The following is an 18991-nucleotide window of genomic DNA, read 5'->3' on the forward strand; positions in this document are numbered from 1 at the left end:
TTGAAGATTTCAAGCGCCCCTGTTGCCTCTTCGGCAAAAAAGAAGGGCGCTGTGGAAATCTGCCCTAGAGTGACAGTCGCGTCCGGGCAGCCTTATATTCGGCTTCGAGCCGGTCGACGAGCTTGCCAACAGGTTCGATGGCCTTGACGGCGCCGATGCCTTGTCCGCTGCCCCAAATGTCCTTCCATGCCTTGGCGCCGCCGACGGCCTGTTCGAAATCCATTTTCGAGGGATCGGCGGCCGGCAGGTCGTCGGGGTCGAGGCCGACCGCCCTGACCGACGGCTTGAGATAATTGCCATGCACGCCGGTGAAGTAGTTGGAGTAGACGATGTCGTTCGCCATGCCGTCGACAATCGCCTGCTTGTAGGCTTCCGAGGCGCGCGCCTCTTCGGTCGCGATGAAGGGAGTGCCGATATAGGCCATGTCGGCTCCCATGGCCTGTGCCGCGAGGATCGCGCCGCCATTGGCGATCGCGCCGGCAAGCAGCAGCGGCCCGTCGAACCATTCGCGGATTTCCTGGACAAGAGCAAAGGGAGAAAGCGTGCCGGCATGGCCGCCGGCACCGGCCGCGACGGCGATCAGCCCGTCGGCGCCCTTGCGGATGGCCGAGTTCGCATGCCGGTTGTTGATGACGTCGTGGAGCACGATGCCGCCGTAGGAATGCACAGCGGCATTCACCTCCGGCACGGCGCCGAGCGACGAGATGACAACAGGCACCTTGTATTTGACGCAGAGCCTGAGATCGTGCTCCAGCCGCTTGTTCGACATATGGACTATCTGGTTGACGGCAAACGGAGCAGCCGGCCGTTCGGGGTTTGCAGCGTTGTAAGCGGCCAGGTCCTCGGTGATCATGGCAAGCCATTCGTCGAGCTGGCTCTCCGGCCGTGCGTTCAGCGCCGGAAAGGCGCCAACAACCCCAGCCTTGCACTGCGCCAGCGTCAGCGCCGGATGCGAAATGATGAAAAGCGGGGAGGCGACGATCGGCAATCTGAGATTCTGGGTCAGGATCGGGGGCAGGGCCATGAGACACCGTGAGAATTGACGTTTACGAAAACGTCAATGTGATAGCAGAGACTGTGGCAGAGGAAAAGCTCGCTCTATCGATTCCACAAATATCGGCTATTCTTGCAAGGACATAAGACGGCGTGCGGCAACCGTGCGTTATCCCCCGCCGATGCAATCCGAAGGCCGGGCGAGGCTTGCGATTTGCTGTGGCAGCGGTTACCGCATTAACGAACTGTTAGGGATAAGGCCCAGTCTCAGAGTAAAGGACCGGATGTGAGCGGATTAGAAACGGCTATCAGAACGGCGCTCAGCAAGGCCGATCGCGACAATCCCGAAGTCCGTGCAAAAATATATCAGTCCGCGCGCCAGGCGCTCGAAGCCGGTCTTCGCAAGCAGGACATCACCGACGCGGAAGCGGTTGCCTATCATCGCCACAGGCTCGAAACGACGATTCACATGATCGAAGCGGAGGAGCGCGAGCGCCTTCATCCGCGCCAGGGACCGCCGGAAATTCCTGTTCCACCAGTGGTGGAAATGCCGAACCCCGCTGCCCACGTGGCAGAGGAAGAGGTCGCGAACGTCTCGATCGGCGGCGAGACCCGCGAGCATTCCGTCACGGATCCGCGCTTCGACGACGAATCCAGCCTCGCCGGCGTGCGTGCCGGTAGCGGGGATCATCTCGGCGTTGCGCCGGTTGCTGAGGCGCCGGCTGCGGAACGAAAGCCGGCTCAGATGGACTTCCGGCCGGAGCGCGCGGCGGTTCGGCGCAAGCCGCGCAAGTTCTTCTCCCGGCTGCTCGTCGCCTGCGTGCTTCTTGCCTTCATCGGCATGGGCGCCTGGTGGGTATATTCATCGGGCTTGCTGATGACCGCCGCAGAACGAGATACAAGCGTTGCCAATCCGCCGGCGAGCACGCAACCGGAAGACTTCGACGGCGCCGACGGCAGTAGCGATAACGCTGCTGCGGGCGATAATGCGGCGCCCGTCGCGATCGACCCGCAGAATTCGTTCTCTGCCGATTGGATCGAGGTTTTCAAGCCGTCCGACGCGGATAAGATCAAGACTGGCGCACAATCTCAAACCCAGAATGTCGCGGAAAATGACGGCCCGGCCGTGCGCCTGATTTCGCAGAGCAATGGCAGTGACGGCAATGTCAGTATCAACGTGCCTGCCGATGTGCTGCAGCAGCTGGCCGGCAAGTCCTCGACGATTGCGATCACGCTGCAATCGACGTCCGACGAACCGACGCAGATTACGGTGGAATGCGATTTCCAGTCGCTCGGCGATTGCGCCCGCCATCGCTTCTCCGTCACCAGGCAGAAGTCGGACGTGCTGCTCCAGGTCCGCTTCGATCGATCGCTGGCGCCGAACTCTGCGGGAAGCCTTATGATCAACAGCGACGTCGACGGCAAGGCGCGGGGCATCAACCTCTACGCCGTGCGAATCCTGCCCGGGCAATAGTCTATTTCAGGAAATGGGGGCCCGCGCCGATGATTTTATCGTCGAGTTTGCCGATCGCGTCCTTCTCCTTGCCGTCGTAATCCATCGTCTTCAGCATGTGACGGATCAGGTTCAGGCGGGCGCGACGCTTGTCATTGGCGTGAATGACCGTCCACGGCGCAAATTCCGTATGCGTCTCCTTCAGCATGCGGTCGCGTTTCTCGCTGTAGTCGCCCCATTTCGTCAGCGCCGCGATATCCATCGATGACAGTTTCCAGACCTTGAGAGGATCGTGGCGTCGATCGTGGAAGCGCTTCAGTTGCATCTCGCGGCCGATATCGAGATAGAATTTGAAGAAGAAGATGCCCTCATGGGCGATGATCTTCTCGAGCTGAGGCGCCTGGTTCAGGAAGTCTTCATATTGTTTCGGCGTGCAGAAGCCCATGACGGGCTCGACGCCGGCACGGTTGTACCAGGACCGGTCGAAGAGCACGAACTCGCCGGCAGTCGGGAATTGCGCGACGTAGCGCTGGAAATACCACTGCCCGGCTTCGCGTTCGGTGGGTTTGGTCAAGGCAACTACGCGGGCGAGGCGAGGATTCATATGAGCCGACGAGGCGGAAATCGCGCCGCCCTTGCCCGCCGCATCTCGTCCCTCGAAAAGGGCCAATACCCGCTTGCCAGTGGCCTGCAGCCAGAACTGCACCTTGACCAGTTCGATCTGCAGCTTCTCCAGTTCCTCAAGGTATTCCTCTTCCTGGAGCTTCTTGTTGTACGGGTAGTCGCCGGATTGCAGGGCCGCCTCGTCGACCCAGTCCGGCAGCACGGGATCGTCGACGTCGAAGACACGCTTCTTTCCGCGGATGTCCAGTTCGACGGCTCTACTTTCGACATCATCGGCCATGGCTTCTCCCCCGCTGTGAGCTTCGAATGCAGGCGACCATATTTCTCGTTAAAAATCAAATGTCTTGCAGTTTGCGGTAATTCCTGTGCGTTCCCGTCACGGCTTTTCCGTCTGCTCGTTGCAGCCGAAAACTTCTGTCATGATTCACGGCTATCAGGCAGAGTTTGAAGATAGAAGTACGAGTCGAGATCGCGAGGGGCAGTTGGAAGACGAGACGCCATGGACACGAAGCCTGATTTTGCGCATTCGGCAGGAGCGCCCCGTCCTGCTCGTGGCGCTGCTGATCGCACTGCTCGCTCTTGCCGCAGGCGCGAACAAGTGGGTTGTGCTCGGTCTTTTGCTACTGATGATCACTACGGCCTTGTGGCACGCGGTTCCGATCATCCAGGAAGTCCCGCTGGAACCCGTTCCCGAGACTGTCGAAACTGCCGGCAACCGCTTGGCAGAGGTTACCGCGACGCTGGAGGCGCTCGATGTGCCGGTCATGGTGCTCTCCGGCGACGCCTCGGTGCTTTACCAGAATCGCGCTGCCGAAAAGGATTTTGGCGAGGTCACCATTGGTGCACATATTTCCGCTCGCCTGCGCTCTCCTGGCGTCCTCGACATGATCAGTGAAACGATAGCGACCAATGCCCCGAACCAGATCGAGCATTCCGAACGTCTGCCATCCGAGCGCGTCTACATCGTCCGCAGCGCGCCCGTGATCCTTGATGGGCAGCAGCCTGCGGATGAGCGGTTCTTTGTGGTTTCTTTTCGGGATATTTCCGAAGTCCGTCGCATCGACCGCATGCGCTCCGATTTTGTCGCCAATGCCAGCCATGAGTTGCGCACGCCGCTCGCGTCCCTGCGCGGTTTCATCGAGACCATCCAGGGACCGGCAAAGAATGATGTGAAAGCGCAGGAGCGCTTTCTCGGCATCATGCTCGATCAGACCACCCGCATGAGCCGTCTCGTCGACGACCTGCTGTCCCTTTCGCGCCTCGAGCTCAAGTCACATATCGCCCCGGATCAGAAGGTAGACCTCGTTCCCCTTCTCGGCCACGTCAGGGACTCGCTGGTACCGTTGGCAAATGACGTCGGCGTTGAGATCGCTCTGCATCTTCCGCAAGGCAAAGCAGAGGTGCTCGGCGACCGCGACGAGCTGGTGCAGGTCTTTGAAAACCTGATAGAAAATGCCTGCAAATACGGGCAGGAGGGAAAGGCGGTGGATGTGTTCCTGAAAAATGGTCAGGGCGAGCCGGTGGAGGTCGCCGTCGTCGACAAGGGGCCGGGTATTCCGGCCGAGCACGTGCCGCGTCTGACGGAGCGATTCTACCGCGTGAGCATCGAGGATAGTCGCTCGAAGAAGGGCACGGGGTTGGGCCTTGCCATTGTCAAGCACATCCTGACGCGGCACCGGGCGCGCCTGATCGTCAAGTCGGAAGTCGGCAAGGGAACGAGTTTCACCGTGCGCTTTTGACATAAAACTGCAGGCGTTTGTCTGTGTGCGCGAATTTTATCAAATATATTCAATAGTGTAATCTGTCACAAATGTTTCGTCAAAATGACATAAAAGCTCTGGTCATCAGGGGCTAAAGAGAGCGGGCCGCTGATGAAGACGGCACCGCCAAGGGCCGCTCAAGGCCGCACTCAGACCGCTATATGCCCGGGAGATTGTTATGAACGCTTTTAAACTTACGGTCGCTGCACTTGCTGCTTCCGCCGCTTTTGCTGGCGCGGCTGTTGCTCGCGACCAGGTTCAGGTTGCTGGTTCGTCCACCGTCCTGCCTTACGCCAAGATCGTTGCCGAAACCTTTGGCGAAACCTTCAAGGACTTCAAGACGCCGGTCGTTGAATCCGGCGGCACGGGCGCTGGCCTCAAGGAATTCTGCAAGGGCGTTGGCCCGGACACCATCGACGTTGCCAACGCTTCGCGTCCGATCAACGCCAAGGAACTGGATGCCTGCAAGGCTGCCGGCGTAACCGACATCCAGGAAGTGAAGATCGGCTATGACGGCATCGTCTTCGCAACCGACTCGTCCAACCCGGACGTTGCCTACGTTCCGGCCGACATCTACAAGGCTCTGGCCGCTCAGGTCGTCGTTGACGGCAAGCTCGTCAACAACCCGTACAAGAAATGGTCGGAAGTTAATCCGAAGCTCCCGGCTGTTGACATCGCTGCCTACATCCCAGGCGAAAAGCACGGCACCCGCGAAGTCTTCGAACAGAACGTTCTCGCAGCCGGCTGCAAGGCCTCCGGCGCCCTGGACGTCATCAAGGCTGCGATTTCCGAGGCTGCTGCTCAGACCAAGGCTTGCGTCGCAGTCCGCAAGGACGGCGCTGCTGTCGACATCGACGGCGACTATCCGGAAACGCTGGCACGCATCGCTGCCAACAAGACCGGCGTTGGCGTCTTCGGCCTTTCCTTCTATGAAAACAACGCCGACAAGCTGAAGGTCGCAACCGTCAACGGTATCGTTCCGTCGACCGAAACGATCTCCGACGGCACGTACCCGGTTTCCCGCCCGCTGTTCTTCTACGTCAAGAAGGCACACCTCGGCGTCATCCCGGGCCTGAAGGAATACGTCAACTTCTTCGTTTCGGAGCCGATGATCGGCCCGGATAGCCCGCTCGTCGAGTACGGCCTCGTTGCTGCTCCCGATGCAGAGCGCGACGCGATCCGCAAGTCGGTTGAAGACGGCAAGACCATGTAATGACCTTTGCCGGCGCGATCACCAAGATCGCGCCGGCATTGCCTTGTCCCGCCAGTTGGGACGGGGTTTGAACTTCTCCAAGTTTGAGAGCCGGATCGGTCCGCCTGCCGTTTCCGCTTTTTGGGGTCAAAGGGCCTGGGGACCTTACGAATGAGTACATCCGTCATACTCCTGTGCCTCGTGGTGCTGGGCGCCGTTGCCTTTCTGGCAGCCAGCAGCCGCGCTACGGCACTTGCGGGAGGCAAGTCCTCCGCGCTGCATTCGCGACCGGGCTATTATGGCGCCTATGCCGCTATCTGGACGATACTTCCGGCACTGCTCCTGCTGTGCGCGTGGCTGGCAATCAGCCCTTCAATTATTGAATCTTCCGTCCGTGGCGCCTTCCCGGATGACGTCAAGGCGCAGCCTGCTGCGCAGCAGAACCTGAACTACGGGATGGTCAGCGCGATCGCGCGCGGCCTGCCGCTGCTCACCTCGGAGGAGATCAGCGGTGCTGCCAGCGATCCGGCGGGCCTCCAGGCAAAGCTTGCTGCGAAGGGTGTTCCCCTTGCCGGTCAGCCGCAGCCCTACATGATCGACGCAGCGCAGAAGCTGAATGCTGAATCCGGCTCCAGCCGCCTCGTCATGACGGCGCTCGTTCTCGTCCTTGCCGTTGCCGGCGCATTCTATGCGCTTCGAAAAGTCGCTCCGCGGTTCCGTGCACGAAACCGCGTCGAACGCGTCATGCTCTGGGGCCTGCTCTTGGCGTCGTCGATCGCCATCCTGACGACGATCGGTATCGTTTTGTCGATGCTGACAGAAGCTGCACATTTCTTCGCGGCCGTTCCTGCCGCAGACTTCTTCTTTGGTACGGTCTGGGATCCGCGCTTTGCCGGTGCCGGCAGCTCGTCCTTCGGGCAATTCGGCTTGATCCCGCTTTTGCTCGGCACGCTCTACATCGGTTTCGTTGCAATGCTGGTGGCAGTGCCTGTCGGTCTCTTCGCGGCGATCTACATGGCTGAATACGCTGCCCAAAGGGTCCGGTCTATTGCAAAGCCACTGCTTGAGGTCCTCGCCGGTATTCCGACGATCGTTTACGGCTTCTTCGCGCTCGTCACCGTCGGCCCCTTCCTGCGCGACCTGTCTTCGCAGGTGAGCGGCCTCCTCTCCGGCAACTATACGAACTTCATTCAGGCGCAGAGCGTTCTGACGGCGGGTATCGTCATGGGCATCATGCTGATCCCGTACGTTTCGTCGCTGTCGGACGATATCATCACCGCAGTGCCGGGTGCCCTGCGCGACGGTTCCCTCGGGCTCGGCGCGACTCGCTCGGAAACGATCAAGAAGGTCGTGCTTCCCGCAGCGCTGCCCGGCATCGTCGGCGCGCTTCTGATGACAGCCTCGCGCGCCATCGGCGAAACCATGATCGTGGTGCTGGCGGCGGGCGTCGCAGCGCGCATCCAGCTCAATCCTTTCGAGCCGATGACGACAGTAACAGTCAAGATCGTCAACCAGCTGACCGGCGACCTAGAGTTTACCTCGCCGCAGACGCTGGTCGCCTTCGCCCTCGGCATCACGCTGTTCTTCATCACGCTTTGCCTCAACATCTACGCGCTCTACATTGTGCGCAAATACCGGGAGCAGTACGAATGACGGATATTGTTTCTCCGGTTCAAGGCGTTGTCGTTTCGAAGGCGCCTGAACGTCGCGACATCGGTCTGAAGGGCCGCTATGCCGCCGAACGCCGGTTCCGTGCCTATGGCATAGCCGCGATCTCCTTTGGCTTGATCTTCCTGGCAATCCTTCTGACAAGCGTCATCAGCAAAGGCTACACGGCCTTTCAGCAGACGGCGATCACGTTGCCGATCGAATTCAGCGAGAAAACGATCGACCCGAACAACAAGCGGGCGACCGATCCGTCCGTGCTGATTGCCGCGAACTACCCGGTTCTCATCCGCGACGCGATGATCAAGGCGCTGAACCTGAATGCATCGAGCCGTCCTGATGTGCGTGATGCGACGGCGATGATCTCCAAGGGTGCGCCGATCCAGTTGCGCGACATGGTCGCGGCCGATCCGTCGCTCATCGGCAAGACGGTCAATGTGACGCTGCTTGCCGACGCGAATATCGACTCTGCCCACAAGGGTCAGATCGACCTCAAGGTGGACGAAAAGAACCGCAAGGTGAACGACAAGCAGGTTGGCTGGATGAACCAGCTGGCCGCCAGCGGTACCCTGCACAAGCAGTTCAACACCGGCCTCTTCGTCAACGGCAACTCCAGCCGTCCGGAAGCCGCGGGCCTTGGCGTTGCGCTGATCGGTTCGCTCTACCTGATGCTGATCGTGCTCGCCCTTGCGCTGCCGATCGGCGTTGCCGCTTCGATCTACCTCGAAGAGTTCGCGCCGAAGAACAAGCTGACGGACCTGATCGAGGTGAACATCAACAACCTCGCAGCCGTTCCCTCGATCGTCTACGGTCTGCTCGGTCTTGCCGTCTTCATCAACTTCGCTGGCCTGCCGCGTTCCGCGTCGTTGGTAGGTGGCCTGGTGTTGAGCCTGATGACGCTGCCGACCATCATTATCGCAACCCGCGCGGCACTGCGAGCCGTGCCGCCGTCGATCCGGGCGGCCGCTCTCGGCCTCGGCGCCTCCAAGATGCAGATGGTCTTTCACCACGTGCTGCCGCTTGCGATGCCCGGCATCCTGACCGGCACCATCATCGGCCTGGCGCACGCGCTCGGCGAGACCGCGCCGCTCCTTTTGATCGGCATGGTCGCGTTCGTCGCCAACGCTCCGGCGACGCCCATGGATCCTTCGACGGCCCTGCCGGTGCAGGTCTATATGTGGGCCAACGAAGCCGAACGCGCGTTCGTCGAACGCACGTCGGGTGCCATCATCGTCCTGCTCCTGTTCCTGATCGTCATGAACTTCGGAGCCATCCTCTTGCGTCGTCGCTTTGAGCGCCGCTGGTAAACGGAGTAGACATTATGAACATGTTGACGGAAGCAGCAGTTGAGAAGGCGCTGGATCAGAAGATGAATACTGTTCCCTATAAGATGATCGGCCAGGACGTCTCGGTTTACTACGGCGAGAAGCGTGCGCTCTTCGACGTCAAGCTGAACATCCGCGAAAACACGGTGACGGCCCTCATCGGCCCTTCGGGCTGCGGCAAATCCACCTTCCTGCGCAGCCTGAACCGTATGAACGACACGATCGACGGTTGCCGCGTCACCGGCAAGATCACGCTCGACGGTGACGATATCTACGATCCGGATATCGACGTCGTGGAACTGCGTGCCCGTGTCGGCATGGTGTTTCAGAAGCCGAACCCATTCCCGAAGACGATCTATGAGAATGTCGCCTACGGCCCGCGCATCCACGGCCTCGCCAAGTCGAAGGCCGACATGGACCAGATCGTCGAACTCAGCTTGCAGCGCGCCGGCCTGTGGAACGAGGTGAAGGATCGCGTTCATGAAGCCGGCACCGGCCTTTCCGGTGGCCAGCAGCAGCGCCTCTGCATCGCCCGCGCCGTTGCCGTGAGCCCTGAAGTGATCCTGATGGACGAGCCGTGCTCTGCGCTCGATCCGATTGCGACGGCAAAGGTCGAGGAGCTGATCCACGAGCTTCGCGAGAACTATACGATCGTCATCGTGACGCACTCGATGCAGCAGGCGGCCCGTGTTTCGCAGCGCACCGCCATGTTCCACCTCGGCAACCTCGTCGAGGAGAACGATACCGACAAGATGTTCACCAACCCGGACGATCCGCGCACCCAGGACTACATCATGGGGCGCTTCGGTTGATCGCCGGCGTCGGTAACACTCACGATATTCAAGGATGATCCCTATGGCATCGACACATATCTTTTCTGCCTACGACGATGATTTGAAGTTCCTGTCCCGCCGTATCTCGGAAATGGGCGGCCTGGCCGAGCAGATGGTCTCGGATGCCGTTCGCGCGCTTGTAAACGGCGATACGGCCCTGGCCCAGAAGGTCATTTCTGACGACGTGATCCTCGACCACGCCGAACGCGAGATCGGTGACAAGGCAATCGTTACGATCGCCCGTCGCCAGCCGATGGCGGCCGACCTCCGCGAGATCATGGGTTCGATCCGCATTGCGGCCGATCTTGAGCGCGTCGGCGATCTCGGCAAGAACACCGCCAAGCGCGTCATTGCTGTCCAGAGTGCCGGCGTGCCGCGCAAGCTCGCCCGCGGCCTCGAGCACCTTTCCGAACTGGCGCTCGTCCAGCTCAAGGAAGTCCTCGACGTCTATACGAGCCGTGCTGCCGACAAGGCAAAGTCGATCCGCGAGCGCGACGAGGAAATCGACGCGATGTACACCTCGCTGTTCCGTGAGATGCTCACCTACATGATGGAAGATCCGCGCAACATCACCAGCTGCACGCATCTTCTGTTCTGTGCCAAGAACATCGAGCGTATCGGCGACCACGCCACCAACATTGCCGAGACCATCTATTACATGGCCACCGGTGCTCAGCCGGAAGGCGAACGTCCGAAGGACGATACCGCCAACACCGTCGGCGCTGTCACGGAATAGTCGTTCTGCGACCGCGCCCCCAGGAGACCAAAACGAATGATCCCTAAAGTAGCTGTCGTTGAAGACGAAGAAGCACTGAGCGTGCTTCTTCGCTATAACCTTGAAGCTGAAGGTTTTGAGGTCGATACCATCCTGCGTGGCGACGAGGCCGAGATCCGGCTGCAGGAACGCACGCCAGACCTTTTGATCCTGGATTGGATGCTGCCGGGTGTGTCCGGCATCGAGCTCTGCCGGCGTCTGCGGATGCGGCCGGAAACCGAGCGCCTTCCCATCATCATGCTGACGGCTCGTGGCGAGGAAAGCGAACGCGTTCGCGGTCTCTCCACCGGCGCCGACGACTACGTCGTCAAGCCGTTTTCGACGCCGGAGCTTGTCGCGCGCGTCAAGGCAATGCTTCGTCGCGCCAAGCCGGAGGTGCTCTCCACGCTGCTGAAGTGCGGCGACATCGAGCTCGACCGCGAGACGCATCGCGTTCATCGCAAGAGCCGTGAAGTCCGCCTCGGTCCAACCGAGTTCCGGCTCCTCGAGTTCCTGATGGCGTCCCCCGGACGCGTCTTCTCGCGTTCGCAGCTTCTTGACGGCGTCTGGGGTCACGATATCTATGTGGACGAACGCACCGTCGACGTCCATGTCGGTCGCCTGCGCAAGGCGCTGAACTTCTCCAACATGCAGGATGTTATCCGCACCGTGCGCGGCGCGGGATATTCCATGGAAGCATAAGGCTTCGATGGGGACTGAGCGGCTTTCATCTCAGAAACAAGAAAACGGGCCCGCGAAGGCCCGTTTTCTTTATTCCTTATCCGGCTTCCACATCAGGCGACCCGGTTAGCGGCCTTGCGGCGCTCATTGACCGGCTGGTAGGCCATGCGCTGATGGTACGTGCAGTACGGGGAAGAATCCGGGGACTCGCAGCCGCAGAAGTGGAAATCGTCCTTCAGCGGATCGCCGACCGGCCACTTGCAGGTGCGCTCGGTCAGTTCCGTCAGGCCGAGACGACGCGAAATCGGGACGACCACATTTGCGGCCGGGCGGAAGCGGACTTCCTCGACCGTGTCGATCTCGATCTCTTCCTTGAGCATCGTTGCACCCTGCTGGCGGGTGACGGTACGCGTGGTGATCCGCGATGCGTAGTTCGGTGCGCGCGGCGCCGATGTGGTGCGCTTGGGCGTTCTGACGGTGGTCGTCGAGCCGCCGGCCTTGGCACGACCGGGCAAACTCAAACGGTGAACTTTGCCAATGACGGCGTTGCGGCTTACACCGCCAAGTTGCGCTGCGATCTGGCTGGCGCTCAGGCCCTCTGACCACAGCTTCTTCAGTTTTTCAACGCGCTCGTCTGTCCAGTTCATGCCCCTGTCTCCGCCTTATTAGCGTTGGTGTAGGCAGAATCCCTCACCGTTGCCTCGGACGTATCCGAAGCAAGAAACGCTTGCTCGATTTTGGTGACTAGTTCCGCCGCATGCAGTCTAGTAATTGAGTTTTAACCTAGTGTGAGGCTGACTCCGTGACAAGAGTCGGTTGAATCTCGGCGAATCGATTCTCAGGTTTTCCCCAACTTGCTGGGCGCGAGAGTCATTTCTGCAACATTAATTGTTGATAGATCCGGAGCCTCCAGATCGCGGCTTGACGCATGCATCAAAACCTCAGTTTTGTTGACATTGCAGTGCGAAAAGTAAATAGTGCTGCTCGCCGCCGAAAGGCGGCATTTTTAATTTCCGGACCTGCATTCCTTAGCCGGAGTCCGGCTGCTGATGGTTATAGACAGGAGATCGCGCCATGGCTGAAGCCGCGCTTTACGACACCTACTCTCGTGCCCCGCTGCGGTTCGAGCGAGGAGAAGGCGTTTGGCTGATCACAGAAACGGGCGAGCGATATCTTGATTTCGGCGCCGGCGTTGCCGTTACCTCCGTCGGCCACAGCCATCCGCATGTGGTGGGTGCGCTGAAGGAGCAGGCCGACAAGGTCTGGCACCTGTCCAATATCTACGAAATCCCGGGTCAGGAAACGCTCGCGAAGCGGCTGACCGAGGCTACATTTGCCGACAAGGTGTTCTTCACGAACTCCGGCGCGGAAGCCCTGGAATGCGCGATCAAGACGGCGCGCCGCTATCAGTTTTCCAAGGGCCATCCCGAGCGGTTTCATATCATCACGTTCGAAGGTGCCTTCCATGGCCGCACGCTGGCGACGATCGCTGCGGGTGGCCAGGAGAAGTACCTCGAAGGATTCGGTCCGAAGGCGCCCGGCTTCGATCAGGTTCCTTTTGGCGATCTCGATGCCGTCCGCAGCGCCATCACAAACGAGACGGCCGCGATCCTCATCGAGCCTGTTCAGGGGGAGGGTGGCGTCCGTGCGGCGACCAACCAGTTCCTGAAGGCACTTCGTGAGATCTGCGACGAGCACGGTCTGCTGCTGGTCTTCGACGAAGTGCAGACCGGGATGGGCCGCACGGGCAAGCTGTTTGCGCATGAATGGTCCGGCGCCACCCCTGACATCATGGCAGTCGCCAAGGGCATCGGTGGCGGCTTCCCGCTCGGCGCCTGCCTTGCGACGGCAGAGGCAGCTTCCGGCATGAAGGCCGGCACGCATGGCTCCACTTATGGCGGTAATCCGCTTGCCATGGCTGTAGGCAGTGCCGTGCTCGACGTGATCCTCGCGGACGGCTTCCTGCAGCAGGTGCGCGACGTCTCGCTGGTCTTCCGCCAAGGGCTGGCCTCGCTCAAGGATCGCTATCCTGATATCATCGAGGACGTTCGCGGCGAGGGACTGCTGCTCGGCGTCAAGGCCGCCGTGCCGTCTTCCGAGCTGCTGCATGCAATCCGTGACGCCCATCTGCTCGGCGTTCCCGCTGGCGACAACGTCATCCGTCTTCTGCCGCCTCTGGTCGTCACACCGGACGAAGCCCGTGAGGGCCTCGCCCGCCTTGAGCGTGCCGCCGAAAGCGTGCGCGCTTCGAAGGTCAAGAAGACGGCTTAATGGATAATGCCGGCCGGAAGGCGGGCGTGATAGGTAAAGACAATGGCTTCCACCAAACACTTTCTCGATCTCTCCGCCGTTGCGGCATCAGACCTGCGGCTCATCATGAATGACGCCATGTCCCGCAAGCAGGCCTTCAAGGCTGGGCAAGGCGACAAGCCGCTCGCCGGCAAGATGCTCGCGATGATCTTCGAGAAGCCTTCGACCCGTACCCGCGTCTCCTTCGACGTCGGCATGCGCCAGCTGGGCGGCGAGACGCTCTTCCTCTCGGGCACCGAAATGCAGCTCGGTCGCGCCGAGACCATTGGCGACACGGCGAAGGTGCTCTCACGTTACGTCGATGCGATCATGATCCGCACCACCGATCATGCCCGCATGCTGGAGCTGGCCGAGCACGCCACGGTTCCCGTCATCAACGCGCTGACGGACGATACCCATCCGTGCCAGATCATGGCCGATATCATGACTTTCGAGGAGCATCGTGGCCCCATCAAGGGCAAGACGATCGCCTGGACCGGCGATGGCAACAACGTGCTGCATTCGCTGGTCGAAGGGGCTGCCCGTTTCGGCTATCGTATGAATATGGCGGTCCCCCTTGGTTCCGAGCCGAAGGATCACTATTTGAACTGGGCCCGCGATGAGGGCGCCGAAATCATGCTCTGCCATGATGCCGACCGTGCGGTCGCCGGCGTCGATTGCGTGGTGACCGATACCTGGGTCTCCATGAATCAGGAACATCGGGCCCGGGGTCATAACGTCTTCCAGCCTTATCAGGTCAATTCGGCTTTGATGGCACAGGCCGACAAGGATGCATTGTTCATGCATTGCCTGCCCGCCCATCGTGGTGAGGAAGTCACGGACGAGGTGATCGACGGCCCGCAATCCGTCGTCTTCGATGAAGCGGAAAACCGTCTTCATGCGCAGAAGTCGATTCTTGCTTGGTGCCTAGGCGCGATCTGAACCATACTGCACGCCACGTTTGGCCGGAAGGCCCGTTGGCCGCGCGAGCGGATGGACACTCTCGTCTGCCGCTCTCAGACTAGGAGAAGACCAATGGCAGAACCTGCAGCCGCCCTCGGCGAATTCAATTTCGCCGGCGATGATCACGTCGTTCCGTTTCAGGTTGAAGGGTTGGATGTGCGCGGTCGCGCCGTCCAACTCGGGCCGATGCTGGACGCGATCCTCGAGCGTCATCGCTATCCTGCGCCTGTCGCGAGGCTTCTTGCCGAAGTCGTCGTGTTGACGGTGCTGCTCGGCACCTCGCTGAAATTCGACGGCAAGTTCACGGTGCAGACCAAAGGCGACGGCCCGGTGGACCTGCTTGTTTGCGATTTCTCGACGCCCGAGAACGTGCGTGCTTATGCGCGCTTCGACCAGGGCCTCCTCGACACGGCCATCGCCGCTGGGCAAATCGAGCCTGAACAGCTGCTCGGCAAGGGTATGCTGGCGTTTACGATCGATCAGGGGAAGTTTAGCCAACCCTATCAGGGCATCGTTGCGCTCGACGGAGCGACCCTCGAGGAAATCGCCGGCACCTATTTCCGCCAGTCGGAGCAAATCCCGACGCAAGTGCGTCTTGCCGCTGCCGAGCTCTTCGATCGCGACGAAGTGGGCAAGCCGCGTCACCGTTGGCGGGCAGGGGGGCTCGTGGCCCAGTTCCTGCCGGAAGCGCCCGAGCGCATGCGCCAGCCGGATCTTCATGGGGGCGACGGTGACACGGCCGGTGGTTCCCACAAGGAAGACGATGCATGGATGGAAGCCCGCTCGCTCGTCGAAACGATCGACGCCGACGAGTTGACGGATCCGCAGGTGGGCACGGAGAGGCTGCTGTACCGCCTGTTCCACGAACGCGGCGTTCGCGTCTACGAACCGCGCGAGGTCTTCGATCGCTGCAGCTGTTCGCGCGAGAAGATCAAGGGCGTGCTGAAGGGGTTCTCTGCCGAGGAAATCGATGCCAGCCAGGAAGGCGGCGCGATCTCGGTGACCTGCGAGTTCTGCTCGACGACCTACCGCTTCGAAGTGGAAGAGGTGGCTCAGGCTGCCGAGTGATCAGTTCAGGACTCTGAGCAGCCCTGGCGAATCCAGCGAGAAGGCGGGAATTTCGACATCGAAAAGCTCGCCTTCATCCGTTTCCATCTGGTAGTGGCCGAACATCAGCCCTGATGGCGTATCCAGTGGGCAGCCCGAGGAATATTCATAGGTATCGCCCGGAGCAAGCCGCGGCTGTTCGCCGACAACGCCGGCGCCCGTGACCTCATCGACGATCCCGTTCTGGTCTGTGATGTTCCAGTAGCGGTTCACCAATCGTACGGTCGTGTCGGAATTGTTGCTGATGACGATCTTGTAGCCCCAGACATAACGATCGTCCTCCGGATCGGATTGCTCCTCCAGATAAAAGGGTTCGACGACGACTTCAATGTCTCGTGTAAGGGCGCGGTACATGCCTACACCATAGTCAACATACGTTACCGGTATCTTATACGACGGCCGATCCGTCAATAAACCGATAGGCGATCACGTCCCTAATGCGTGCAATGGCAAGAGGTTTCGCGCGCTAAGCCTAATTTTAGCCCGCCTCGCATGTGGCAAAAGCGCATGGCGGTCGGCCGGATCGGAGGTAATCCGGCCGTTATGGGCTGATCAGGCGTTCACCTTGGCGAGTGCCTGGGCGAAATCCTCGATCAGATCGTCCGTGTCCTCGATGCCCGCGGAGAGACGAACGGTGCCGCCGGAGATGCCGAGCTCTGCACGCGCCTCGTCGGTCAGGTTCTTGTGCGTCGTCGTCGCCGGGTGCGTGATCAGGCTCTTGGCGTCGCCCAGATTGTTGGAGATCTTGACGATATCAAGCGCGTTTTGAAGCGCGAAGGCTGCCTCCTTGCCACCCTTCAATTCGATCGCGACCAGCGTCGAGCCGCCCTTCATCTGCTTGGCGACGATGTCGGCCTGCGGATGATCCTTGCGGCCGGGATAGATGACCTTGGCGACCTTCGGCTGATCAGCCAGGAAGTCGGCGATCTTCGATGCATTTTCGGTCTGCTGCTTGACACGCAGTGGCAGTGTCTCGAGGCCCTTCAGCAGCGTCCACGCCGTGAACGGCGACATCGCCGGGCCGGTGTGGCGGTAGTAGTCCTGCAGGTTCTCCTTGACCCATTCCGTGTCGGAGAGGATCACGCCGCCGAGGCTGCGGCCCTGACCGTCAATGTGCTTGGTGGCCGAGTAGACGACGATATGGGCGCCGAGCTCGAGTGGCTTCTGGAAGATCGGGGTTGCAAAGACGTTGTCGACTACGACCTTGGCGCCGATCTGGTTGGCGAGCTTGGCAACACCGGCGATATCGATCACTTCTAGCGTCGGGTTCGTCGGGCTTTCCAGGAAGAACACCTTCGTGTTCGGGCGGATCGCCTTTTCCCAGTTCTCGAGATGGCGACCATCGACCAGCGTGCATTCGATGCCGTATTTCGGCGCAAGCGTCTCGACGACCCAGCGGCAGGAGCCGAAGAGGGCGCGGGCTGCGACGATGTGGTCGCCTGCCTTCACCTGGCAGAGGATCGCGGCGGTGACGGCTGCCATGCCCGAGGCTGTGGCACGGGCCTCCTCGGCGCCTTCGAGCGCGCACATGCGCTTCTCGAACATGTCGTTGGTCGGGCTGCCGTAGCGAGCGTAAATATAGCCTTCGGTCTCGCCCTTGAAGCGTGCTTCGGCCGCTTCCGCGCTTTCATAGACGAAGCCCTGCGTGAGGTAGATTGCTTCGGAGGTCTCGCCATATTGCGAGCGCAGCGAACCGCCGTGTACGAGTTGGGTTGCCGGGCGCCAGGTCTTGCTCATGAATCACCACTTTCAAACAACAAAAAAACCGGCCGCGAAAGCAGACCGGTTTTGCACCCGGTCCTTTTAGCCACTTGTTTAACGTGGCTGCAAGCCGACCGGCCAAATCACCACGGGATAAAGCTGCAATACTGCCGTTCTATGCTTGCGTCAATTCCTCGAGTTTGGTTTTGTCTGCGACAAATATGGATAAGGCATGATGGCTCGCGTAACAGGAATTTTGGCAGATCGTGCGATTGCCGCGCTCTTTGAGGCCGGGCGTCTCAGCTCTGAGCGCGATTTGGATCACGACCAGATCCAGCCGGCAAGCCTCGACCTGAGGCTTGGCGCCAAGGCTTTCCGCGTTCGCGCGAGTTTCATGCCGGGGCCATCCCATCTTGTGTCCGACAAGCTCGATCGCCTAAGCCTTCACGTCGTCGATCTCTCCGAAGGTGCCGTGCTGGAGACAGGCTGTGTCTATATCGTTCCGCTGATGGAGCGCCTCGACCTGCCGGCCGATATGTCGGCCTCGGCCAACCCGAAGAGCTCGACCGGGCGTTTGGATATCTTCACGCGCGTCATCACCGACTATGCGCAGGAGTTCGATAAGATCCCGACCGGCTATTCCGGCCCTCTCTACCTCGAAATTAGCCCGCGCACTTTCCCGATTGTCGTGCGCCGGGGCTCGCGCCTGTCGCAGATCCGCTTCCGTGTCGGGCATTCCCTGCTCGGCGAGCCCGAACTTCTGGCGCTGCACGATGCCGAAACGCTGGTTGCCAGCAAGCAACCGAACGTCTCGGGCGGCGGCATTGCGCTGTCGATCGATCTTGCGGGCGACAAGGACGGCCTGATCGGCTACCGCGGCAAGCACCACACCGCCGTCGTCGATGTCGACAAGAAGGCGCAGCACGACATCTATGATTTCTGGGAGCCTCTCTATAGTCGCGGCCGCAACGAACTGATCCTGGATCCTGACGAGTTCTACATCCTCGTCTCCCGCGAAGCCATCCATGTGCCGCCGCACTACGCGGCCGAGATGACCCCCTTCGATCCGCTGGTCGGCGAATTCCGCGTGCACTATGCCGGCTTCTTCGACCCTGGCTTCGGCCACGCGCCGGCTGGCGGCCGCGGCAGCCGCGCCGTGCTCGAGGTCCGCAGCCACGAGGTTCCCTTCATCCTCGAAGACGGCCAGATCGTCGGCCGCCTCGTCTACGAACATATGCGGGAGCACCCGGAAAGCCTCTACGGCTCCGGCCTCGGCTCGAACTATCAGGCCCAGGGCCTGAAGCTTTCCAAGCACTTCCGCATTTGAGCGTTCTGGTGTCCTCGATCGCTGGCTGCCGCGTTCTCGTCGGTAGCCAGAGGGCGTCGTTCGCCATCATTCGGCCAGAGGTAGGGTAGTGTTTCTGCCGTCGATTTGAAGGAGCTGTGTTCGGCGCGAGATAAGGGCCGGCCGGTAGAATCTTCTTGAGCCTTGTGGTGTTCGTGCTGTGACGGTGGTGGGTCCAGATCGCCAACAAAGACCGATGGGCGCGCAAACATACGCTTCCAAAGTTCCCATCCGGCCGCGAGCGAATGCGCGCGCCTTGGCGTGCTTCGGGCATTTCGCTGAAGATCCGCTGCATGCGCGGAGGCC

General features: G+C 60.6%; 17 protein-coding genes and 1 riboswitch. Of the genes, 12 read left to right on the forward strand and 5 right to left on the reverse strand.

All coding sequences use genetic code 11. The features are described from left to right. Positions 1–64: 64 nt before the first annotated feature. Positions 65–1024, reverse strand: a complete 960-nt coding sequence (locus ACSQ9D_RS00690; RefSeq protein ID WP_436280766.1) for an NAD(P)H-dependent flavin oxidoreductase — start codon at positions 1022–1024, stop codon at positions 65–67. 255 nt (positions 1025–1279) lie between these two features. On the opposite strand from ACSQ9D_RS00690, the gene ACSQ9D_RS00695 reads away from it, so the two are divergent. Continuing rightward, a complete protein-coding gene (locus ACSQ9D_RS00695) occupies positions 1280–2467 on the forward strand; it encodes a hypothetical protein (protein ID WP_436280767.1) in 1188 nt (395 codons plus the stop codon). A 1-nt stretch (position 2468) separates the two neighbouring features. Here ACSQ9D_RS00695 and ppk2 read toward each other — a convergent pair whose 3' ends face one another. Next, positions 2469–3350: a polyphosphate kinase 2 gene (gene ppk2 / locus ACSQ9D_RS00700; protein ID WP_037114546.1), complete on the reverse strand. Its 882-nt coding sequence runs from the start codon at positions 3348–3350 to the stop codon at positions 2469–2471. Between the two features lie 235 nt (positions 3351–3585). Here ppk2 and phoR point away from each other — a divergent pair, with 235 nt between their 5' ends. From phoR to phoB, 7 genes are all read left to right on the forward strand, one after another. Next, entirely contained in the window at positions 3586–4809 is a 1224-nt protein-coding gene (phoR, locus tag ACSQ9D_RS00705) for a phosphate regulon sensor histidine kinase PhoR (RefSeq protein WP_436283741.1), read from the forward strand. Between the two features lie 199 nt (positions 4810–5008). Further along, positions 5009–6043: a substrate-binding domain-containing protein gene (locus ACSQ9D_RS00710; RefSeq protein ID WP_436280768.1), complete on the forward strand. Its 1035-nt coding sequence runs from the start codon at positions 5009–5011 to the stop codon at positions 6041–6043. Between the two features lie 150 nt (positions 6044–6193). Continuing rightward, positions 6194–7675 (forward strand): phosphate ABC transporter permease subunit PstC, encoded by a 1482-nt coding sequence (gene pstC, locus ACSQ9D_RS00715; protein ID WP_436280769.1) that lies wholly within the window; start codon positions 6194–6196, stop codon positions 7673–7675. Continuing rightward, positions 7672–8994 (forward strand): phosphate ABC transporter permease PstA, encoded by a 1323-nt coding sequence (gene pstA, locus ACSQ9D_RS00720; RefSeq protein ID WP_436280770.1) that lies wholly within the window; start codon positions 7672–7674, stop codon positions 8992–8994. Before pstC ends, pstA begins: the two co-directional genes overlap by 4 nt. 14 nt (positions 8995–9008) lie before the next feature. Continuing rightward, on the forward strand, positions 9009–9824 hold the full coding sequence (gene pstB, locus ACSQ9D_RS00725) for a phosphate ABC transporter ATP-binding protein PstB (protein ID WP_007796217.1): 816 nt from the start codon (positions 9009–9011) through the stop codon (positions 9822–9824). Positions 9825–9867: 43 nt separating this feature from the next. Next, positions 9868–10581, forward strand: coding sequence for a phosphate signaling complex protein PhoU (gene phoU, locus ACSQ9D_RS00730; RefSeq protein ID WP_007796220.1), 714 nt, complete (start codon positions 9868–9870; stop codon positions 10579–10581). Positions 10582–10617: 36 nt separating this feature from the next. Continuing rightward, positions 10618–11301, forward strand: a complete 684-nt coding sequence (gene phoB, locus ACSQ9D_RS00735; protein ID WP_007529789.1) for a phosphate regulon transcriptional regulator PhoB — start codon at positions 10618–10620, stop codon at positions 11299–11301. Positions 11302–11393: 92 nt separating this feature from the next. Here the strand turns inward: phoB and ACSQ9D_RS00740 are convergent, their stop codons facing one another. Further along, positions 11394–11927 carry a GcrA family cell cycle regulator gene (locus ACSQ9D_RS00740; RefSeq protein ID WP_024313157.1) on the reverse strand — a complete coding sequence of 178 codons (534 nt, stop codon included), beginning with the start codon at positions 11925–11927 and terminating at the stop codon, positions 11394–11396. A gap of 427 nt (positions 11928–12354) precedes the next feature. Here ACSQ9D_RS00740 and ACSQ9D_RS00745 point away from each other — a divergent pair, with 427 nt between their 5' ends. The 3 genes from ACSQ9D_RS00745 (at position 12355) to ACSQ9D_RS00755 (ending at position 15600) form a co-directional block, all read left to right on the forward strand. Beyond that, positions 12355–13551: an aspartate aminotransferase family protein gene (locus ACSQ9D_RS00745; protein ID WP_436280771.1), complete on the forward strand. Its 1197-nt coding sequence runs from the start codon at positions 12355–12357 to the stop codon at positions 13549–13551. Between the two features lie 42 nt (positions 13552–13593). After that, the gene (gene argF, locus ACSQ9D_RS00750; RefSeq protein ID WP_436280772.1) at positions 13594–14511 is read left to right on the forward strand and encodes an ornithine carbamoyltransferase; all 918 of its coding nucleotides are present in this window, start codon (positions 13594–13596) and stop codon (positions 14509–14511) included. A gap of 93 nt (positions 14512–14604) precedes the next feature. Then, positions 14605–15600, forward strand: coding sequence for an Hsp33 family molecular chaperone (locus ACSQ9D_RS00755; RefSeq protein WP_436280773.1), 996 nt, complete (start codon positions 14605–14607; stop codon positions 15598–15600). Here ACSQ9D_RS00755 and apaG read toward each other — a convergent pair whose 3' ends face one another. Continuing rightward, a complete protein-coding gene (gene apaG / locus ACSQ9D_RS00760) occupies positions 15601–15993 on the reverse strand; it encodes a Co2+/Mg2+ efflux protein ApaG (RefSeq protein WP_024313153.1) in 393 nt (130 codons plus the stop codon). It abuts the gene before it with no gap. 198 nt (positions 15994–16191) lie between these two features. Next, positions 16192–17376, reverse strand: a complete 1185-nt coding sequence (locus ACSQ9D_RS00765) for an O-succinylhomoserine sulfhydrylase (RefSeq protein ID WP_436280774.1) — start codon at positions 17374–17376, stop codon at positions 16192–16194. A 45-nt stretch (positions 17377–17421) separates the two neighbouring features. Further along, positions 17422–17500: riboswitch (SAM riboswitch) on the reverse strand. Between the two features lie 72 nt (positions 17501–17572). On the opposite strand from ACSQ9D_RS00765, the gene ACSQ9D_RS00770 reads away from it, so the two are divergent. Further along, on the forward strand, positions 17573–18667 hold the full coding sequence (locus tag ACSQ9D_RS00770; RefSeq protein ID WP_436280775.1) for a 2'-deoxycytidine 5'-triphosphate deaminase: 1095 nt from the start codon (positions 17573–17575) through the stop codon (positions 18665–18667). Positions 18668–18991 lie beyond the last annotated feature (324 nt).

Origin of the sequence: Rhizobium sp. LjRoot258 (assembly GCF_964254185.1) — a bacterium.
GTDB lineage: Bacteria > Pseudomonadota > Alphaproteobacteria > Rhizobiales > Rhizobiaceae > Rhizobium.